This is a genomic window from Rhodovarius sp. (assembly GCF_040399605.1).
In the GTDB taxonomy this organism is placed as follows: Bacteria; Pseudomonadota; Alphaproteobacteria; order Acetobacterales; family Acetobacteraceae; genus Rhodovarius; species Rhodovarius crocodyli_A.
Window position 1 is genome coordinate 1 of record NZ_JBBARU010000075.1, and the last position, 15,382, is coordinate 15,382.

The 15,382-nt window shown below is 67.0% G+C and carries 13 protein-coding genes and 1 tRNA gene; 7 read left to right on the top strand and 7 right to left on the bottom strand.

Annotation, left to right across the window (positions count from 1 at the left end):
- Together ABWP84_RS15370 and ABWP84_RS15375 are read left to right on the top strand one after the other, a co-directional pair.
- A tRNA-Gly gene (locus ABWP84_RS15370) sits at positions 1-75 on the top strand.
- Positions 76-159: 84 nt separating this feature from the next.
- A complete protein-coding gene (locus tag ABWP84_RS15375) occupies positions 160-465 on the top strand; it encodes a c-type cytochrome (protein ID WP_353212924.1) in 306 nt (101 codons plus the stop codon).
- A 9-nt stretch (positions 466-474) separates the two neighbouring features.
- Here ABWP84_RS15375 and ABWP84_RS15380 read toward each other — a convergent pair whose 3' ends face one another.
- From ABWP84_RS15380 to ABWP84_RS15395, 4 genes are all read right to left on the bottom strand, one after another.
- Complete coding sequence (locus ABWP84_RS15380) at positions 475-1,599, bottom strand: peptidoglycan DD-metalloendopeptidase family protein (RefSeq protein WP_353212925.1); 1,125 nt, start codon at positions 1,597-1,599, stop codon at positions 475-477.
- Entirely contained in the window at positions 1,596-3,110 is a 1,515-nt protein-coding gene (gene gpmI, locus ABWP84_RS15385; protein ID WP_353212926.1) for a 2,3-bisphosphoglycerate-independent phosphoglycerate mutase, read from the bottom strand. The genes ABWP84_RS15380 and gpmI overlap by 4 nt, the downstream gene beginning before the upstream one ends.
- 62 nt (positions 3,111-3,172) lie before the next feature.
- Positions 3,173-3,982, bottom strand: coding sequence for a phosphonoacetaldehyde hydrolase (gene phnX / locus ABWP84_RS15390; RefSeq protein WP_353212927.1), 810 nt, complete (start codon positions 3,980-3,982; stop codon positions 3,173-3,175).
- Positions 3,979-5,109 carry a TIGR03364 family FAD-dependent oxidoreductase gene (locus tag ABWP84_RS15395; RefSeq protein ID WP_353212928.1) on the bottom strand — a complete coding sequence of 377 codons (1,131 nt, stop codon included), beginning with the start codon at positions 5,107-5,109 and terminating at the stop codon, positions 3,979-3,981. Before ABWP84_RS15395 ends, phnX begins: the two co-directional genes overlap by 4 nt.
- 168 nt (positions 5,110-5,277) lie before the next feature.
- Here ABWP84_RS15395 and ABWP84_RS15400 point away from each other — a divergent pair, with 168 nt between their 5' ends.
- From ABWP84_RS15400 to ABWP84_RS15410, 3 genes are read left to right on the top strand one after another with little or no spacing between them, the layout of a single operon-like run.
- Positions 5,278-6,300 carry a putative 2-aminoethylphosphonate ABC transporter substrate-binding protein gene (locus tag ABWP84_RS15400; RefSeq protein WP_353212929.1) on the top strand — a complete coding sequence of 341 codons (1,023 nt, stop codon included), beginning with the start codon at positions 5,278-5,280 and terminating at the stop codon, positions 6,298-6,300.
- 7 nt (positions 6,301-6,307) lie between these two features.
- Positions 6,308-7,402, top strand: a complete 1,095-nt coding sequence (locus ABWP84_RS15405) for a putative 2-aminoethylphosphonate ABC transporter ATP-binding protein (RefSeq protein ID WP_353212930.1) — start codon at positions 6,308-6,310, stop codon at positions 7,400-7,402.
- On the top strand, positions 7,395-9,080 hold the full coding sequence (locus ABWP84_RS15410; protein WP_353212931.1) for a putative 2-aminoethylphosphonate ABC transporter permease subunit: 1,686 nt from the start codon (positions 7,395-7,397) through the stop codon (positions 9,078-9,080). The genes ABWP84_RS15405 and ABWP84_RS15410 overlap by 8 nt, the downstream gene beginning before the upstream one ends.
- On the opposite strand, the gene ABWP84_RS15415 is transcribed toward ABWP84_RS15410, so the two are convergent.
- The 3 genes from ABWP84_RS15415 to acnA form a co-directional block, all read right to left on the bottom strand.
- Positions 9,081-10,034, bottom strand: a complete 954-nt coding sequence (locus ABWP84_RS15415; protein WP_353212932.1) for a tripartite tricarboxylate transporter substrate binding protein — start codon at positions 10,032-10,034, stop codon at positions 9,081-9,083.
- A 69-nt stretch (positions 10,035-10,103) separates the two neighbouring features.
- On the bottom strand, positions 10,104-10,904 hold the full coding sequence (locus ABWP84_RS15420; protein WP_353212933.1) for an SDR family NAD(P)-dependent oxidoreductase: 801 nt from the start codon (positions 10,902-10,904) through the stop codon (positions 10,104-10,106).
- 80 nt (positions 10,905-10,984) lie between these two features.
- Positions 10,985-13,681 carry an aconitate hydratase AcnA gene (gene acnA, locus ABWP84_RS15425; protein WP_353212934.1) on the bottom strand — a complete coding sequence of 899 codons (2,697 nt, stop codon included), beginning with the start codon at positions 13,679-13,681 and terminating at the stop codon, positions 10,985-10,987.
- A gap of 157 nt (positions 13,682-13,838) precedes the next feature.
- Here acnA and ccmA point away from each other — a divergent pair, with 157 nt between their 5' ends.
- Positions 13,839-14,432: a heme ABC exporter ATP-binding protein CcmA gene (gene ccmA / locus ABWP84_RS15430; RefSeq protein WP_353212935.1), complete on the top strand. Its 594-nt coding sequence runs from the start codon at positions 13,839-13,841 to the stop codon at positions 14,430-14,432.
- Complete coding sequence (gene ccmB / locus ABWP84_RS15435; RefSeq protein WP_353212936.1) at positions 14,429-15,109, top strand: heme exporter protein CcmB; 681 nt, start codon at positions 14,429-14,431, stop codon at positions 15,107-15,109. The genes ccmA and ccmB overlap by 4 nt, the downstream gene beginning before the upstream one ends.
- Positions 15,110-15,382: the final 273 nt, after the last annotated feature.

Below are 15,382 nucleotides of genomic sequence, written 5' to 3' on the forward strand. Positions count from 1 at the left end.
GCGGGCGTAGTTCAGCGGTAGAACGTCAGCTTCCCAAGCTGAATGTCGTGGGTTCGATTCCCATCGCCCGCTCCAATCCCTCCCCCTTCCAATGATGACTTCGCTTGAATCCAGCTCTCCGTCGGGCGCATGATGCGCCGAACAAGGGAGGGCTTGGCGATGCTTGGGCGGCTTCTCATTGGCGTGTTGCTGGCGGCGCCGGCCATGGCGCAATCTCCCCTGGCGAGCGATGGTGGCCGGATTGCCGCACAATGGTGCGCCAATTGCCATGCCGTCACCCGCTCCGCCCCGCCGCCGAGCGGCGATGCCGCGCCCGGCTTCCCTGCCATTGCCGCCATGCCGAGCACAACGGAGACCAGCCTTCGGGTCTTCTTGCAGACGCCGCACACCAATATGCCGAATTACCAGCTCAGCCATATCGAGCTGGACGCGGTGGTGGCCTATCTCCTGTCGCTGCGCCGGTAGAAGCGAGCGCTACCCGCGCCCGCCGAACACGCCGCGCGGGTCGGCTGGCTGGCCGTTGCGGCGCAGTTCCACATAGAGCTGCGGCTGCTCGGCGGCCAGGTTGCCCACCGGCTCGCCGGTCAGCACCCGCTCGCCGGTGGCGGTTTCCAGCCTTTCCAGCCGGGCCAGCACCAGGTGGATGCCGCCGCCGCAATCGATGATCACCAGCCGGCCATAGCTGCGGAAATTACCGGCAAAGGCCACGCGGCCGGTGCAGGGGGCCACCACCCGGGCGCGTGGGGCGGCCTGCATGGTGATGCCGCGGGCGGGCCCGCCTTCGCCGCTGGCGCCGAATTCACGGGCCACCTGGCCGGCCACGGGCATGGCATAGCGGCCGGGCGGCGCTTCGGCAGGCGGGGGCGGGCGTTCCGCGCTGCGCCTTGCGGCGGCGCGGGCCGCCTGCTGGCGCTCATGCTCCAGCCGGGCCATGGCCTGTTCGAGGTCAGTCACCCGCGAGGCGGCCTCACGCGCCCGGCGGGTGGCGCCGTCTTCACGCGCCTGGGCTTCGGCGCGGCGGAGGCGGGCCTGCTCCAGCGCCGTCTCCAGACTTGTATCAGCGGCGAGGGCCTCAGCCCGGGCGGTGGCGCGTTTTTCCGCCTCGGCCTCGGCGGCGTGGCGGGTGGTGGTGGCGCGTTCGGCCGCCTGGCGAAACGCCTCGGCCTCGGCGCCGGCATGGCGGATCAGCGCCTGCATGGCCAGCAGGCCGCGCAGGGCATCATCCGGTGGGGCGGGCACGGCCAGCAGGCTTTCGGCCGGCCAGCGCTCCAGCCGGTGCAGCAGGGGCAGAAAGGGCGCGAGGGCAGCGGCGCGGAGGGCGCGTTCGGCGGCAGCCGCTTGCGCGGCCTCGGCGGCGCTGCGGGCGGTGGCTTCGGTGCTGGCCAGCCGGGCCTCGGCCTGCTGCATGGCGCGGGCGGCCACCACCCGGGCTTCGGCCAGGCGGCGCTCCTCGGCCTGGGCGGCGCTGGCGGCGCGGGCTGCCTCGGCGGCGGCGGCGCTGTCCTGGCGGGTTTGGCGCCTTGCCTCGCGCAACTCGGCCGCGGTTTGTCCCCATGCGGGCTGAAGCAGCAGCACCAGCAGGGGGAGAATGCGCCTCATCGCAACAGGCATTGCCCGGTCATGGCGGCGGGCTGCGGCAGGCCCAGCAGCGCCAGCAGGGTGGGCGCCACATCGGCCAGCCTTCCATCAGCCAGCATGGCGCCGGCCGGGCCGCCTTGCAGCATCACCGGCACCCTGTTGAGGGTATGGGCGGTGTGCGGGCCGCCGGTTGCGGGGTCTCGCATCATTTCTGCATTGCCATGATCGGCGGTGACGAGCAGGGCGCCGCCGGCGGCTTGCATGGCTGCCATGATGGCACCAAGGCCGCCATCCACCGCCTCGCAGGCGGCGATGGCGGCGGGCAGGCTGCCGGTATGGCCCACCATATCGGCATTGGCGAAGTTCAGTACGATCAGGTCATGCGCGCCGGCAGTGATGGCGGCCACCGCCTTTTCGGCCAGTTCCGGCGCGCTCATCTCTGGCTGCAGGTCATAGGTCGCCACTTTGGGCGAGGGCACCATGATCCGCGCCTCGCCGGGCAGCACTGCCTCCTCGCCGCCATTGAGGAAGTAGGTGACGTGGGGGTATTTTTCGGTCTCGGCCATGCGCAGCTGCGTCATGCCAGCGCGGGAGACGATTTGGCCCAGCAGCTCATCCATGGATTGGGGCGGGAAGAGCGTGGTGAGAAATGGCTCCAGTGCGGTGGAATATTGCGTCATGCCCAGGGCCGTGGCGAGGCGCGGCATGGCGGGGCGGGGGAAGCCGGTGAAGCCCGGGTCGAGCAGGGCTGCGAGGATTTCTCGCACCCTATCGGCGCGGAAATTGAAGCAGAGCAGCCCATCGCCATCGGCCATGCCGGTATAATGGCCGATGATGGCTGCAGGGATGAATTCATCGGTCTTGCCGGCGGCATGGGCGGCGACGATGGCCGCTTGGGCGCTTTCCGCCGCCTCGCCCTGGCCCAGCACCATGGCGTTCCAGGCCTGGCTGACGCGCTCCCACCGATTGTCACGATCCATGGCGAAGTAGCGGCCGCAAAGGGTGGCGAGCCGCGCACCGGGCGGCAATGCTGCCTCGAAATCGGCGACGAAGCCCGGGGCGGATTGCGGCGGGGTGTCGCGCCCATCGGTCCAGCCATGGATGGCCACGGGGATGCCGGCAGCGGCGAAAATCCGTGCCAGCGCCACGGCGTGGTTCTGATGCGCATGCACGCCGCCGGGGGAGAGCAGGCCCATCAGATGCAGCGTGCCGCCGCTGGCCTGCAATGCCGCCACCGCCGCCGCCAGGGCAGGGTGGCCGGCCAGTGAGCCATCGGCCACGGCGGTGTCGATGCGCGGCAGGTCCTGCATCACCACCCGCCCCGCACCCAGATTGAGGTGGCCAACCTCGCTATTGCCCATCTGACCGTCCGGCAGGCCGACATCGTGGCCGCAAGTGGCCAGATAGCCGCGCGGGCCGGCGGCCCAGAGGGTGTCAAAATGCGGGGTGCGGGCGAGGGCCACGGCATTATCGGCGCAATCGGGCCGAAAACCCCAGCCATCGAGCACCACGAGCATCACCGGTCTGGCCATTTATCCGTCCTTGCCTGAAGGCTCATGCAATAGCGTTGCCGGGGGGGCGGCGCCAGCTTGCCTCAGGGCCGCTCACCCCGCGCCAGCCTTGCGGCGAATTGGTCCAGCACCGGCATGATATCGGCCACGCTGTCGATGCAGATATGCGCGCCGGCGGCGTAGAGCCGGGCCTCGGCGATGCTGCGCAGGCGGTTCAGCTCGGGGGTGGGCGTGCGCGCCAATTCCTCGGCCGAGAGCCCGACCTCATTGCCCGAGAGGGTGACGCCCACGGTCCAGCATCCCGCCGCTATGCCCTCGCCAATGCCGGCGGGGGTGTCATCCACCTTCACCACGCTGCTGGCGGGATGGACGCCGAGGTCGAGGAAGCAGCGATACATCATCATGGGGGAGGGCCGGCCCAGGGCCAGGTCCCCGGCGCAGACCAGATTATCCGGGGCATAGCCCTGGGCGGCGGCGAGGGGCAGCAGCGGGGCCATGATCTCACGCGTATAGCCTGTGGTGCTGCCGATTTTCATGCCCCGCCCGCGCAGCGCCGTGGCCATGGCCGCCGCGCCGGGGATGAGGGTGGAATGCTCGGGCTTGCTCACCACCGCCACATTCATCGGCACGAAGATGTCGTAGATCGCCTGGGCATCGGCCTCGGCGAAGGGGCGGCCATGCTTCGCCGCCCAGGCCGCCGCGATGCGGGGCAGGGCGCCGAGACTGCGGATATGCTCCAGCTTGGCCATGCCCATGGGGCCGCGCGCCTCGGCGATGGTGATCTCGACGCCGAAGCGGGAAAACACCTCCACGAAGACACCCATTGGCGCGCGGCTGCCGGTATCCACCACCGTGCCCGCCCAATCCAGCACCACGGCCTTGAGGCTGTTCATGCGATCTCTCCCTGCAATTCGGTAATCGTCTCCTCGGCGATGGCGAAGGAGGTGCTGGCGCCGGTGCCGCTGGTGATCATGACGATGCGCACCCCGGGCATGGGTGTGTCGCGGAACATCAGCCGGTCGGGGGCGGAGGCGTAGATGCCGGTCCAGCGCGCGGTGACCGGTGGGGCTTTGATGCCCAGCGCGGCCTCGAATTCATCGAGGATCAGCCGGTCCACCGCTTCGGGTTGGAAGGGGTCGGGGGTGGCGCCATAGTGATGGCTATCGCCTACCACCAGCGAGCCATCGGCCGATTGCACCACGATGAGGTGGATGCCGTTATCCAATTGCGCGCCCTGTTCGCGCCGCAGGATGGGGCGAAGCGCCTCCGCCTCGGGCAATTCGGCATAGCCGAGATAGCGCACGAGGCCGAGATCGCTCATCACCGCGGCCGGCAGGCGAAAACCGGGATTGGCCAGGCGCAGCATATGCAGCTTGCATTTGGTGACGTTGTAGGCGGCGATCCGCTCGGGGAAGAGGGCCAGGAAGTCATCGCCGGGGCAGACGACGATGCGCCGCGCACTCACGCTGCCGGTGGAGGTGACGACCGCGCCGGGCTCCACCGCGAGCACCATGGTGTTGCGGCGGATTTCCACGCCATGGGCGCCTTCCAGCCAGGCGGCGAGAAGGGGGATGGCGTCGCGGCTTTCCACCCGGCGCTCATGCGGGCTGTGCAGCAGGGCGGCGGGGGCGCCGGAGGTGATGTCCGGGAAGCGCCGCGCTGCCTCGGCGGGGCCGAGCAATTCGCAGCCCTGGCCCATTTCGGTGCGGGAGAAGGCTTCGAGCACCGCGGCCGCCTCCGGCCTGCGCGCCAGCACGGCGAGGCCTGGGTGGACAATCTCGATGCCGGCCTGGGGCGCCACCTCGGCCCATACATCGCGCGAGCGCATGGCGCGGCGCCAGCAATCGCCCCCCTGCTGCCCGGTGACGGTGACGAAGCCGAAATTGCGCACCGAGGCGCCATTGGCCTGGGCATCACGGTCCAGCACCACCACCCGCATCCCGGCGCGGGCGGCGGCTAGGGCATGCGCGAGGCCCAGAATACCCGCGCCGATAATGGCTATATCGTAGGCTTTGGCCATGATCCCTGCCTTGAAAACCGGCCCAACCTTAGCGCCTGCGCAGCCTCAGCCAAAGAGGGCTTGTCCTGGGCCGTGCATTTCATGGCACTGTCACAAAACCACCATTCGCGCGCGAGCCTTGAACGGCGATTGTGGAGCGGTTTTCATCACACTCGTAGGGAGTGCCTTATGCGCCGTATCCTCCTCGCCACCATGGCGGCTATCGGCCTCACCGCCGCCGCCGCACAGGCCCAACCGCGGACCCGGCTGACGGTCTATACCGCGCTGGAAAATGAGCAGCTTGCCCCCTTCAAGGCGGCCGCCGAGCGCGCGGTGCCGGGGATTGAGATTGCCTGGGTGCGCGATTCCACCGGCGTCATCACCGCCCGGCTGATCGCTGAGCGGGCGAATCCGCGCGCCGATGTGATCTGGGGCCTTTCGGTGTTCAGCCTGCTGCAGCTGGAAGCGGCTGGTATGCTCGAGCCCTATACCCCGGCTGGCGCCGATGCGCTGCGGCCGAATTTCCGCTCCGCCCGCACACCGATGACCTGGACGGGGATGGATGCCTTCGTCTCCGCCATTTGCTTCAACCGCGTGGTGGCCGAGCAGCGGGGCCTGCCGCGGCCCACCACCTGGGCGGCGCTGCTCAGCCCGGCCTTTCGTGGCCAGGTGGTGATGCCCAACCCCGCCTCCTCCGGCACCGGCTTCCTCACCATCGCCGGCTGGATTGGCGCGATGGGCGAGGCCCAGGCCTGGAGCTTCATGGACCGGCTGCATGAGAATGTGCAGGTCTATACCCATAGCGGCAGCGCGCCCTGCAACAATGCGGCGCGCGGCGAATATGGCGCGGGGCTGTCCTTCGACATGCGCTCGGTGGCGCTGCGCAACCAGGGCGCGCCGATCGACGTGATCGTGCCGACCGATGGCGTGGGCTTTGACCTGGAGGCGACGGCCATTGTTCGCGGCACGGCCAATCTGGACGCCGCGCGCCGCCTGGCCGATTTCACCGTGACCCGCGCCGCGGGTGACCTCTATGGCCGCTTCTATGCGCTGCTGGCGCATCCGGCGGCGACCTCGACGGTGGAGAACTACCCGGCTGATTTCGCCGCCCGCCTCGTCAGCCAGGATTTCTCCGCCCTCGCCGCCCGGCGGGAGGAGATTCTGCGCGAATGGACCCGCCGCTACGACGGCAAATCCGCGCCGCGGAACTGAGGCGGCCATGCTCGACCTGCTGGCGGCGAGGCCCCCGGGGCCGACCTATCTGACGGTCGAGCATGTATCGAAGCGCTTTGGCGGGTTCACCGCCTTGCATGATGTGTCGCTGAGCGTGGGGGCGGGGGAGTTTGTCTCCTTCCTCGGCCCCTCGGGCTGCGGCAAGACGACGCTGCTGCGCGCCATTGCCGGGCTGGATATGGCCAGCAGCGGGCGGATTACCCAGGCGGGGCGGGATATCACCGCCCTGCCGCCGGCCGAGCGGGATTTCGGCATTGTCTTTCAGTCCTATGCGCTGTTTCCCAACCTCAATGTGGCGGGGAATATCGGCTATGGGCTGCGGGGGGCGGAATGGCCGCGGGAGAAGGCGCGGGCGCGGGTGGCGGAGTTGATCGCCACCGTGGGGCTGGAGGAGCACGCGCAAAAATACCCATCGCAGCTTTCGGGCGGGCAGCAGCAGCGCGTGGCGCTGGCCCGCGCGCTGGCCAATCGGCCGGGGTTGCTGCTGCTCGATGAACCGCTGTCGGCGCTCGATGCCATTGTGCGGCAGCGGCTGCGCACGGAAATCCGCGCGGTGCAAAAGGCGCTGGGGGTGACCACGATTATGGTCACGCATGACCAGGAGGAGGCGCTCTCCATCTCCGACCGCATCGTGGTGATGAATGCGGGCCGGATTGAGCAGATCGGCTCGCCGGAGACGGTGTATCGCAACCCTGCCTCGGCCTTTGTGGCCAGCTTTGTTGGCCGCTCGGGCAGCTTTGACGCCATGGTGGAGCCGCTGGGGCGGCTGCGGGCGGGCAATATGAGCCTGGGGGCGGATGCCGTGGCCTCGCTGCCGGCGGGGGCCGCCGCGCGGGCCTTCATTCGGCCCGAGGATGTGAAGCTGGGGCCCGCCGCCGAGGCTTATCCCGGCGCCTTCATGGCCATTGTGGGCGGGGTTGAGTTTCTGGGGCCGGTTTGCCGCATCCATCTACTGGTGGAGGGGGTGACGCTGGAGGCTGATGTGGCCTCGGACCAGATGGCGGGGCTGAACTTGGCCAATAGCGCCCGCGTGCTGGTGGCGGTGCCGGCGGATAAGGTCATGGCCTATCCGCATGGCTGAGTTGGCGCTGGTGCGGCCGCGGGCGGGGCGCGACCGGCGGATCATGCAGGGCGCGCTGCTGCTGGCGGCGGGGTTCTTGGCGTTGTTTCTGGTGCTGCCGCTGGCCTGGCTGCTGGTGCGGGCGTTTCAGGATGCCGAGGGCGCTTTTGTCGGGCTGGCGAATTTCGCGGCTTATGTGACGACGCCGGCGCTGGCGGCCTCGGCGTGTAATTCGCTGTGGGTGGCGGCGCTGACCACCTTGCTGGTGGTGCCGCTGGCCTTTTGTTTTGCCTATGCGCTGACGCGCAGCCGGATACCGGGAAAGCCATTCTTCCGGGCGGTGATGCTGCTGCCGGTGCTCGCACCTTCGCTTCTGCCGGCGCTGGCGCTGATTTATCTGTTCGGCAATCAGGGCATGCTGCGGGGCTGGCTGCTGGGCCATTCGATTTATGGGCCAATCGGCATTGTGCTGGCCCAGGTGTTTTATTGCTTTCCGCATGCGGCGCTGATTTTGTCGGTGGCGCTCGCAGGGGCGGATGGCCGGCTTTATGAGGCTGCGGCGGCCTTGAAGGTGGGGCGGTGGCGGATGTTCACCACCATTACGCTGCCGAGCGCGACCTATGGGCTGGTCTCGGCTTCGGTTGTGGTGTTCACCCTGGTGGTGACGGATTTTGGCATTGCCAAGGTGGTTGGCGGCCAATTCCCGGTGCTGGCCACCGAGGTCTATAAGCAGGTTGTCGGCCAACAGAATTTCAACATGGGCGCGGTGGTGGGCATTGTGCTGCTGCTGCCGGCGGTGGGCGGTTTTCTGCTGGAACGCTGGGCGCAGGGGCGCCAGGCGGGTGTGCTGTCTGGCCGCTCGGTGCTCTATGCGCCCGCGGCGCGGCTGGCGCGGGATGTGCCGCTTTTGCTGCTCTGCCTGGCGGTGGCGGTGGCGCTGCTGAGCCTGGTGGGCATTGCCGTCTGGGGCTCGGCCATTCGGTTTTGGCCTTATAACCTCACCCTGACCTGGGCGAATTATGATTTTGGCCGGTTTGATTCAGCGGGCTGGGATGCGCTGCTGCTCTCGGCGCGGATGGCGGGGCTGACGGCGCTATTTGGCACCGCCATCGTCTTTCTTGTTGCCTATGTGCTGGAGCGCGGGGTGGCCTCTGGCCCGCTGCCCGCCCTGGTGCGCTTTGCCGCCAGCATGCCACTGGCCGTGCCGGGGCTGGTGCTGGGCCTGGCCTATATCCTGTTTTTCAACGAGCCATTGAACCCATTGGGCTTTCTCTACGGCACGCTGGCCATATTGGTGCTGAACTCGCTGGTGCATTTCTACACGGTGTGTCACCTCACCGCCGTCACCGCCATCCGCCAATTGGACCCGGAATTCGAGAGTGCTTCGGCCAGCCTGAAGGTGCCGGTTTGGCTGACTTTTTGGCGGGTGACGCTGCCGATTTGCCTGCCGGCGATCCTGGAAATCCTGGTCTATCTTTTCGTCAATGCGATGACGACGGTTTCGGCGGTGATCTTCCTCTATGGGCCGGACACCAAGCCCGCCTCCATCGCGGTGGTGCATATGGATGAGGCCGGGCAGTCGAGTGCCGCCGCCGCCATGGCCTGCACCATTCTGGCGGTGAATCTGGGCCTGAAGCTGCTGCATTTGGCCATGGGGAGCGCGATTGAGCGCTGGACCCAGGGCTGGCGGCGGCGCTGATCAGTCGGCCGCGCCGGGGCGCAGCAATTCGGCCATCAGCGGCGTCAGGGCCTGTTCCTCCGCCTCCCAGTAGCGGGCAAAGCCCTCGGCATTGCGATAGGTGATGGGGATGGCGAGTTGGCGCATCCGCTCGGCATGTTCGGGGGCGGCGATGGCGCGCTCCAGCGCGGCACTCAGGCTTTGGAAGATGGCGGGGGGCAGGCCGGCGGGGGCGACGAAGCCACGTGCCGAACCGGCGGTGATGGCAAAGCCCTGCGCGGCAGCGGTGGGGATTCCGGGCAGGTGCGGGCTCTCGCTGTCCGAGAGGATGGCCAGCGCGCGCATGGCGCCCTGCTCTGTCTGCGCCCGCACGGTGCCGATGGCGAAGATGGCAACCTCGGTCTGCCCGCCCAGCAGGGCGGCGATGGCGGGGCCGGCGCCCTGGTAATGCACCTGGTTGAAGCGCAGCCCCGCCATACGCTGCAAGGCGATGGAGGCCATATGCTCATGCCCGAAGCGGCCATTATCGGACATGCGCACATCATCCGGCCGGGCGCGGCTGGCGGCGACCAGATCGGCCAGGCTGTGCCAGGGGCTGTCTGCCCGCACCACGATGGCGCCGGGGTCGGTCACATGCAGTGCCAGGGGCGTGAAGCTGGCGCGGGTGAATTGCGCCTGCCGGGCTGGGTCGAGATAGAGGGTGGTGGTTTGCGGCCATAGGCCGTAGCCGATGGTGCGGCCATCGGGCAGGGCGCGGGCGATTTGCGTCATGCCGATCTGGCTGGCGGCGCCGGCGCGGTTGAGCACCACCACCGGCATACCCAGTTCACGCTCCAGCAGCGGTGCCAGCGCCCGGGCGCCGATATCGTTTCCCCCGCCGGGCGGGTAAGGCACGATGAGTTGCAGCCCAGCAGATTGGGCATGCGCAATACCCGGCAGCAGCGCCGGCCAGGCAAGAAGACCGCGACGTTGCATCAGACACCCCCGGTCATGAACCTAGCCGCGATGCTCCCTGAGAGAAGCCACGGGGTCAACCGGCTGGCCTCAGCCGCAGCGCACCGACATGCCGCCATCAACGACCAATTCCGTGCCGGTGATGAAGCGGGCATCATCCGAGGCAAGGAAAAGCACAGCATTGGCGGTATCGCGCCCATCACCGGCGAAGCCCATGGGAATGCGGCTGACGCGCTGCTTGATCAGCGCCTCAACATCGCCGCCGGTGCGCTGGCCGGCAAGGCGAACCTCGACCATGGGGGTGTGCATTTGCCCGGGCACCACCGTGTTCACCCGAATGCCGCGCGCGGCATATTGCACCGCCACCACGCGGCCCAATTGGATGACGGCGGCCTTGCAGGCGGCATAGGCAACCTGGGCTGAACCGGTCCAGCGAATGCCGGAGGTGGAGGCGAGGTTGACGATGGCGCCGCCGCCCTGGGCCTCCATCACCGGCAGCACATGCTTGCAGGTGAGGAAGACGCTTTTGAGGTTGAAATCGACCTGGGTGTCCCAGACCTCCTCGCTCATCTCGACCGGGCCGCCGGCGGCCGAACCGCCGACATTATTGACCAGCACATCGATGCGGCCGAAGCGGGCCTGGCAATCGGCCACCATGGCGGCGACGGCGGCATTGTCGGTCACGTCACATTGGGCGGGGGTGAAATTTCCGCCGAATTCGGCAATGCGCTCGGCGGTTTCGGCCATGGCATCGAGGTCGCGGTCCAGGCCATAGACCTTTGCCCCTTCGCGGGCGAAAGCGACCGCGGCGGCCCGGCCATTGCCCCAGCCGGGGCCAACCGAGCCCGCGCCGCTGATGATGACGATACGGTCCTCAAAGCGATGGGACATGGTGGCCTCCTGTGGTCGCTCTATGGGTCTGCGGCCATGGGGGAAGGCCGCGCCTTCCCCCTTTGGTCAGCGCAGCCCTCTCAGGCCGCGCGCACCATTCCGCGCAGCACATACTGCAGGATGCCGCCATTCTTGTAGTATTCCACCTCATCGGCGGTATCGACGCGGCAGGTGACGCCGGTGGTGTGCTTGCTGCCATCGGCGCGGGTGATGACCAGTTCGAGCGTCATCCGCGGTGCCAATTCCTCCACGCCGAGGATGTCGATGATCTCATTGCCCGTCAGGGAGAGCGACTTGCGGCTCTCGCCCTCACGGAAGACCAGCGGCAGCACGCCCATGCCCACCAGGTTCGAGCGGTGGATGCGCTCGAAGCTGTCGGTGATCACCGCCTTCACACCCAGCAGGAAGGTGCCCTTGGCCGCCCAGTCGCGCGAGGAGCCGGTGCCGTATTCCTTGCCGCCGAAGATCACCAACGGCGTACCTTCGGCCTTGTAGCGCTGCGCCACGTCATAGATCGGCGCGACATCGCCCGAGGGGTAATGCCGGCTCATGCCGCCTTCGACATTGTCCAGCATCTCATTCTTGATGCGGATATTGGCGAAGGTGCCGCGCATCATCACCTGATGGTTGCCGCGCCGGGCGCCATAGGAGTTGAAGTCGGCCTGGCGGACCTGATGCTCCACCAGATAGTCACCAGCCGGCGATACCTTCCGGATATTGCCGGCGGGGGAGATATGGTCGGTGGTGATGCTATCGGCCAGGACCGCGAGAACCCGCGCGCCCTTGATGCTGGCGATGGGGGCGGGGTCCATGGTCATGCCCTCGAAATAGGGCGGGTTCTGCACATAGGTGGAGCCGGAATTCCAGCGATAGGTGTCGCTATCGGCCTCAACCTTGATGGCCTGCCACTGGGTGGGGCCCTTAAACACATCGCTGTAGCGCTCGAGGAACATCTTTCGCGTCACCACGGCGTGGACGGTGTCGTTCACCTCTTTTTGGGTGGGCCAGATGTCCTTCAGATAGACCGGCTGACCGTCGCTGCCGGTGCCGAGCGGCTGGGTCGTAAGGTCGATCTTGGTGCTGCCGGCCAGCGCATAGGCCACCACCAGCGGCGGGCTGGCGAGGTAATTGGCGCGGACATTGGCATGCACCCGGCCCTCGAAGTTGCGGTTGCCTGAGAGCACGGCCGAGACCACCAGCTTGTTGTTCTCGATCGCATCCACGATCGGGTCTTCCAGCGGGCCGGAATTGCCGATGCAGGTGGTGCAGCCATAGCCCACCGTCTGGAAGCCCATCGCGTCCAGATCAGCGGTCAGGTTGGACTGATCAAGGTAATCCGTCACCACCTGGGAGCCAGGCGCGAGCGAGGTCTTCACCCAGGGCTTGGGCTTGAGGCCCTTGGCACGCGCCTTGCGCGCCACCAGCCCCGCCGCCACCAGCACATAGGGGTTGGAGGTATTGGTGCAGGAGGTGATGGCGGCGATCACCACATCACCATGGCCGAGGTCGTAATTGGCACCGGCCACCGGCACGCGCAGATCGGGCTTGTCGCCCGGCACGCCCATCACGCCGCCCGCCAGATCCTTCGCGAAGCCCGCCGCGATGCCCGAAAGCGCCACCCGGTCCTGCGGGCGCTTCGGCCCGGCCATGGAGGGCTCGACAGTGCCCATATCCAGCGACAGCGTATCGGTGAAGACGGGATCGGGGGTGGTGGCATCACGCCACATGCCCTGCGCCTTGGCATAGGCCTCAACCAGCGCGATGCGGTGCTCATCACGGCCCGAGATGCGCAGATATTCGATCGTCACATGGTCGATGGGGAAAATGCCGCAGGTGGCACCGTATTCAGGTGCCATATTGCCGATCGTCGCACGGTCGGCCAGCGGCATGTCGTTCAGGCCCTCGCCGTAGAATTCGACGAATTTGCCCACCACGCCCTTCTTGCGCAGCATCTGGGTGACGGTGAGCACCAGATCGGTGGCGGTCACGCCCTCACGCAGCTTGCCGGTCAGCTTAAAGCCGATGACATCGGGGATGAGCATGGCGATGGGCTGGCCGAGCATGGCGGCCTCAGCCTCAATGCCGCCCACGCCCCAGCCCAGCACGCCCAGGCCATTGACCATGGTGGTGTGGCTGTCGGTGCCATAGCAGCTATCGGGATAGACGAAGACATCGCCGGCATCGGAGGCGGTCCAGACCACCTGGGCCAGATATTCCAGATTGACCTGGTGGCAGATGCCAGTGCCCGGCGGCACCACGCGGAAATTGCTGAAAGCGCTCTGGCCCCAGCGCAGGAACTCATAGCGCTCGCCATTGCGCTCGAACTCGACATCAACGTTCTTCTGCAGGCTGTCGGCATGGCCGGAATAATCCACCATCACCGAATGGTCGATCACCAGATCAACCGGCACCAGCGGGTTCACCTTCCGCGGGTCACCGCCCAGCGCGATGATGCCATCACGCATCGCCGCCAGATCGACCACGCCGGGAACGCCGGTGAAATCCTGCATCAGGATACGCGCGGGCTTGAACGGCACCTCCTGGCTCGAACGGCCCTCAGCCAGCCAGCCGGCGATGGACTGCGCATCCTTGACCGAGTAGGAGCGGCCATCCTCGAAACGAAGGACATTCTCCAGCAGCACCTTCAGGCTCATCGGCAGGCGCGAAATGTCGCCAATGCTCTTCGCCGCTTCGGGCAGGCTGAAATAGTGATAGGTCTTGCCATCCACATGGAGTGTGGAACGGGTCTTCAGGGTATCCTGCCCGGTGATGCGCATGGTTCTGCGAGGTCCTCTTTGCCTTGAGTGGGCGTTAAAGCATGGAGTAAGAGCCCCACCAAGGGTGCGCCGGGGGCTAAACAGCGCCGATTTTGGCCCTGTCGCTTGGCGTTCTGCGGTTTCGTGTTACGACCTTGGCGATAACGGGGGGTGGCAGGTGCTGCGGGTTGAGGATCTGGCATGCTGGCGGGGGGAACGGGCGGTCTTCGCCGGCCTCTCCTTCAGCCTGGAAGCGGGTGAGGCAGTGGCACTGCTCGGCCCCAATGGCGCCGGCAAATCGTCACTGCTGCGGGTGCTGGCCGGGCTGCTGCCGCCAGCCGCAGGGCGCGTGCTCTGGGCCGGCGAGGATATCCGCCAGGACACACCCTCCCATGCCGCGCGGCTGCGCTACCTGGGCCATCTCGATGCGCTGAAACCGGCACTCTCCGTCCGCGAGAACCTGGCCTTCCACGCCGCCCTGGCAGGCGGCGATGTGGACGCAGCACTGGGCAGCATGGCCCTGGCACCGCTGGCCGAATTGCCGGCCCGCATGCTCTCGGCCGGACAAAGGCGGCGGCTGGCCATCGCCCGACTCGCCCTGGCACCGGCAGCGCTGTGGTTGCTCGATGAACCCACCGTCGGGCTCGACACCGCCTCCATCGCCCGCTTCGGCCACCTGCTCGCGGCCCATTGCGCGCAAGGTGGCATGGTGCTGGCCGCCACCCATGTGCCACTGCCCATCGCCGATGGACGGCAATTGGATATGTCATGACCCCCGATACCACCGGCCGCTCCGCCTTTCTGGCCGTGCTGGGGCGCGAACTGCGCCTCGCCATCCGCCACCCCGCCGACGCATTGGCCGCCGTACTGTTCTTCCTGCTGGTGGCAGCACTCTTCCCATTCGGCGTGGGCCCGGCACCGGAAACCCTGGCCCGCCTGGCCCCCGGAGCACTGCTCGCCGCCGCACTCCTGGCCGCCCTGCTGCCGCTGGACCGGCTATGGGGCAGCGAAGCCGAAGATGGCTCGCTGGACCTGCTGCTGCTCTGCGGCCTCCACCCGGCCCTGCTGGCACTGGCCAAAGCAAGCGGACACTGGCTGACCACCGGACTGCCCCTGCTGGCCGCAACACCCCTCGCCGCCGCCATGCTCAACCTGCCCACCGAAGCCTGGAGCACCGCCATGCTGGCACTCGGCCTGGCCTCGGCCCTGCTGTCACTGCTCGGCACAGCCGGGGCCGCACTGACACTAGGCGCACGACGCGGCGGCGTGCTGCTGCCACTGCTGGTGCTGCCACTAGCCATCCCCGCCGTGATCTTCGGCGCCGCCGCCATCGAAGCCGCAGCCAACGAAACCATCGCGCGACCCATGCTGCTGCTGCTCGCGGCACTGGTGGCCACGGCGCTGCCATTGGCGCCACTGGCGGCTGGGGCGGCGCTGCGCGGGGATTGAGGAGAGGATTTAAGCATGGGGGAAATGAATTTCCCCCAGACCCCCTTTCTTTTATTTTTATTTTATTTATTTATTATAATTATTGATTATAAATTACCTATTGGCATCGAACAATTCCGTATTTTCAATCTTCTATAAAATAATTAAATAAATATATAAAACAATTAAACACATATATTCAATATCAAATAAATAATTTATAAAAACTACGACGTTCTTGCCTGTGAATATAAAATTAAAGCGCCGCCCTTGGCTCGTTTTGTGGCAAAACAG

Bases quoted from the DNA above. Each gene is read 5' to 3' on its own strand.
- ABWP84_RS15375 (WP_353212924.1), top strand. From the start codon at position 160: ATGCTTGGGCGGCTTCTCATTGGCGTGTTGCTGGCGGCGCCGGCCATG.
- ABWP84_RS15380 (WP_353212925.1), bottom strand. From the start codon at position 1,599: ATGAGGCGCATTCTCCCCCTGCTGGTGCTGCTGCTTCAGCCCGCATGG.
- gpmI (WP_353212926.1), bottom strand. From the start codon at position 3,110: ATGGCCAGACCGGTGATGCTCGTGGTGCTCGATGGCTGGGGTTTTCGG.
- phnX (WP_353212927.1), bottom strand. From the start codon at position 3,982: ATGAACAGCCTCAAGGCCGTGGTGCTGGATTGGGCGGGCACGGTGGTG.
- ABWP84_RS15395 (WP_353212928.1), bottom strand. From the start codon at position 5,109: ATGGCCAAAGCCTACGATATAGCCATTATCGGCGCGGGTATTCTGGGC.
- ABWP84_RS15400 (WP_353212929.1), top strand. From the start codon at position 5,278: ATGCGCCGTATCCTCCTCGCCACCATGGCGGCTATCGGCCTCACCGCC.
- ABWP84_RS15405 (WP_353212930.1), top strand. From the start codon at position 6,308: ATGCTCGACCTGCTGGCGGCGAGGCCCCCGGGGCCGACCTATCTGACG.
- ABWP84_RS15410 (WP_353212931.1), top strand. From the start codon at position 7,395: ATGGCTGAGTTGGCGCTGGTGCGGCCGCGGGCGGGGCGCGACCGGCGG.
- ABWP84_RS15415 (WP_353212932.1), bottom strand. From the start codon at position 10,034: ATGCAACGTCGCGGTCTTCTTGCCTGGCCGGCGCTGCTGCCGGGTATT.
- ABWP84_RS15420 (WP_353212933.1), bottom strand. From the start codon at position 10,904: ATGTCCCATCGCTTTGAGGACCGTATCGTCATCATCAGCGGCGCGGGC.
- acnA (WP_353212934.1), bottom strand. From the start codon at position 13,681: ATGCGCATCACCGGGCAGGATACCCTGAAGACCCGTTCCACACTCCAT.
- ccmB (WP_353212936.1), top strand. From the start codon at position 14,429: ATGACCCCCGATACCACCGGCCGCTCCGCCTTTCTGGCCGTGCTGGGG.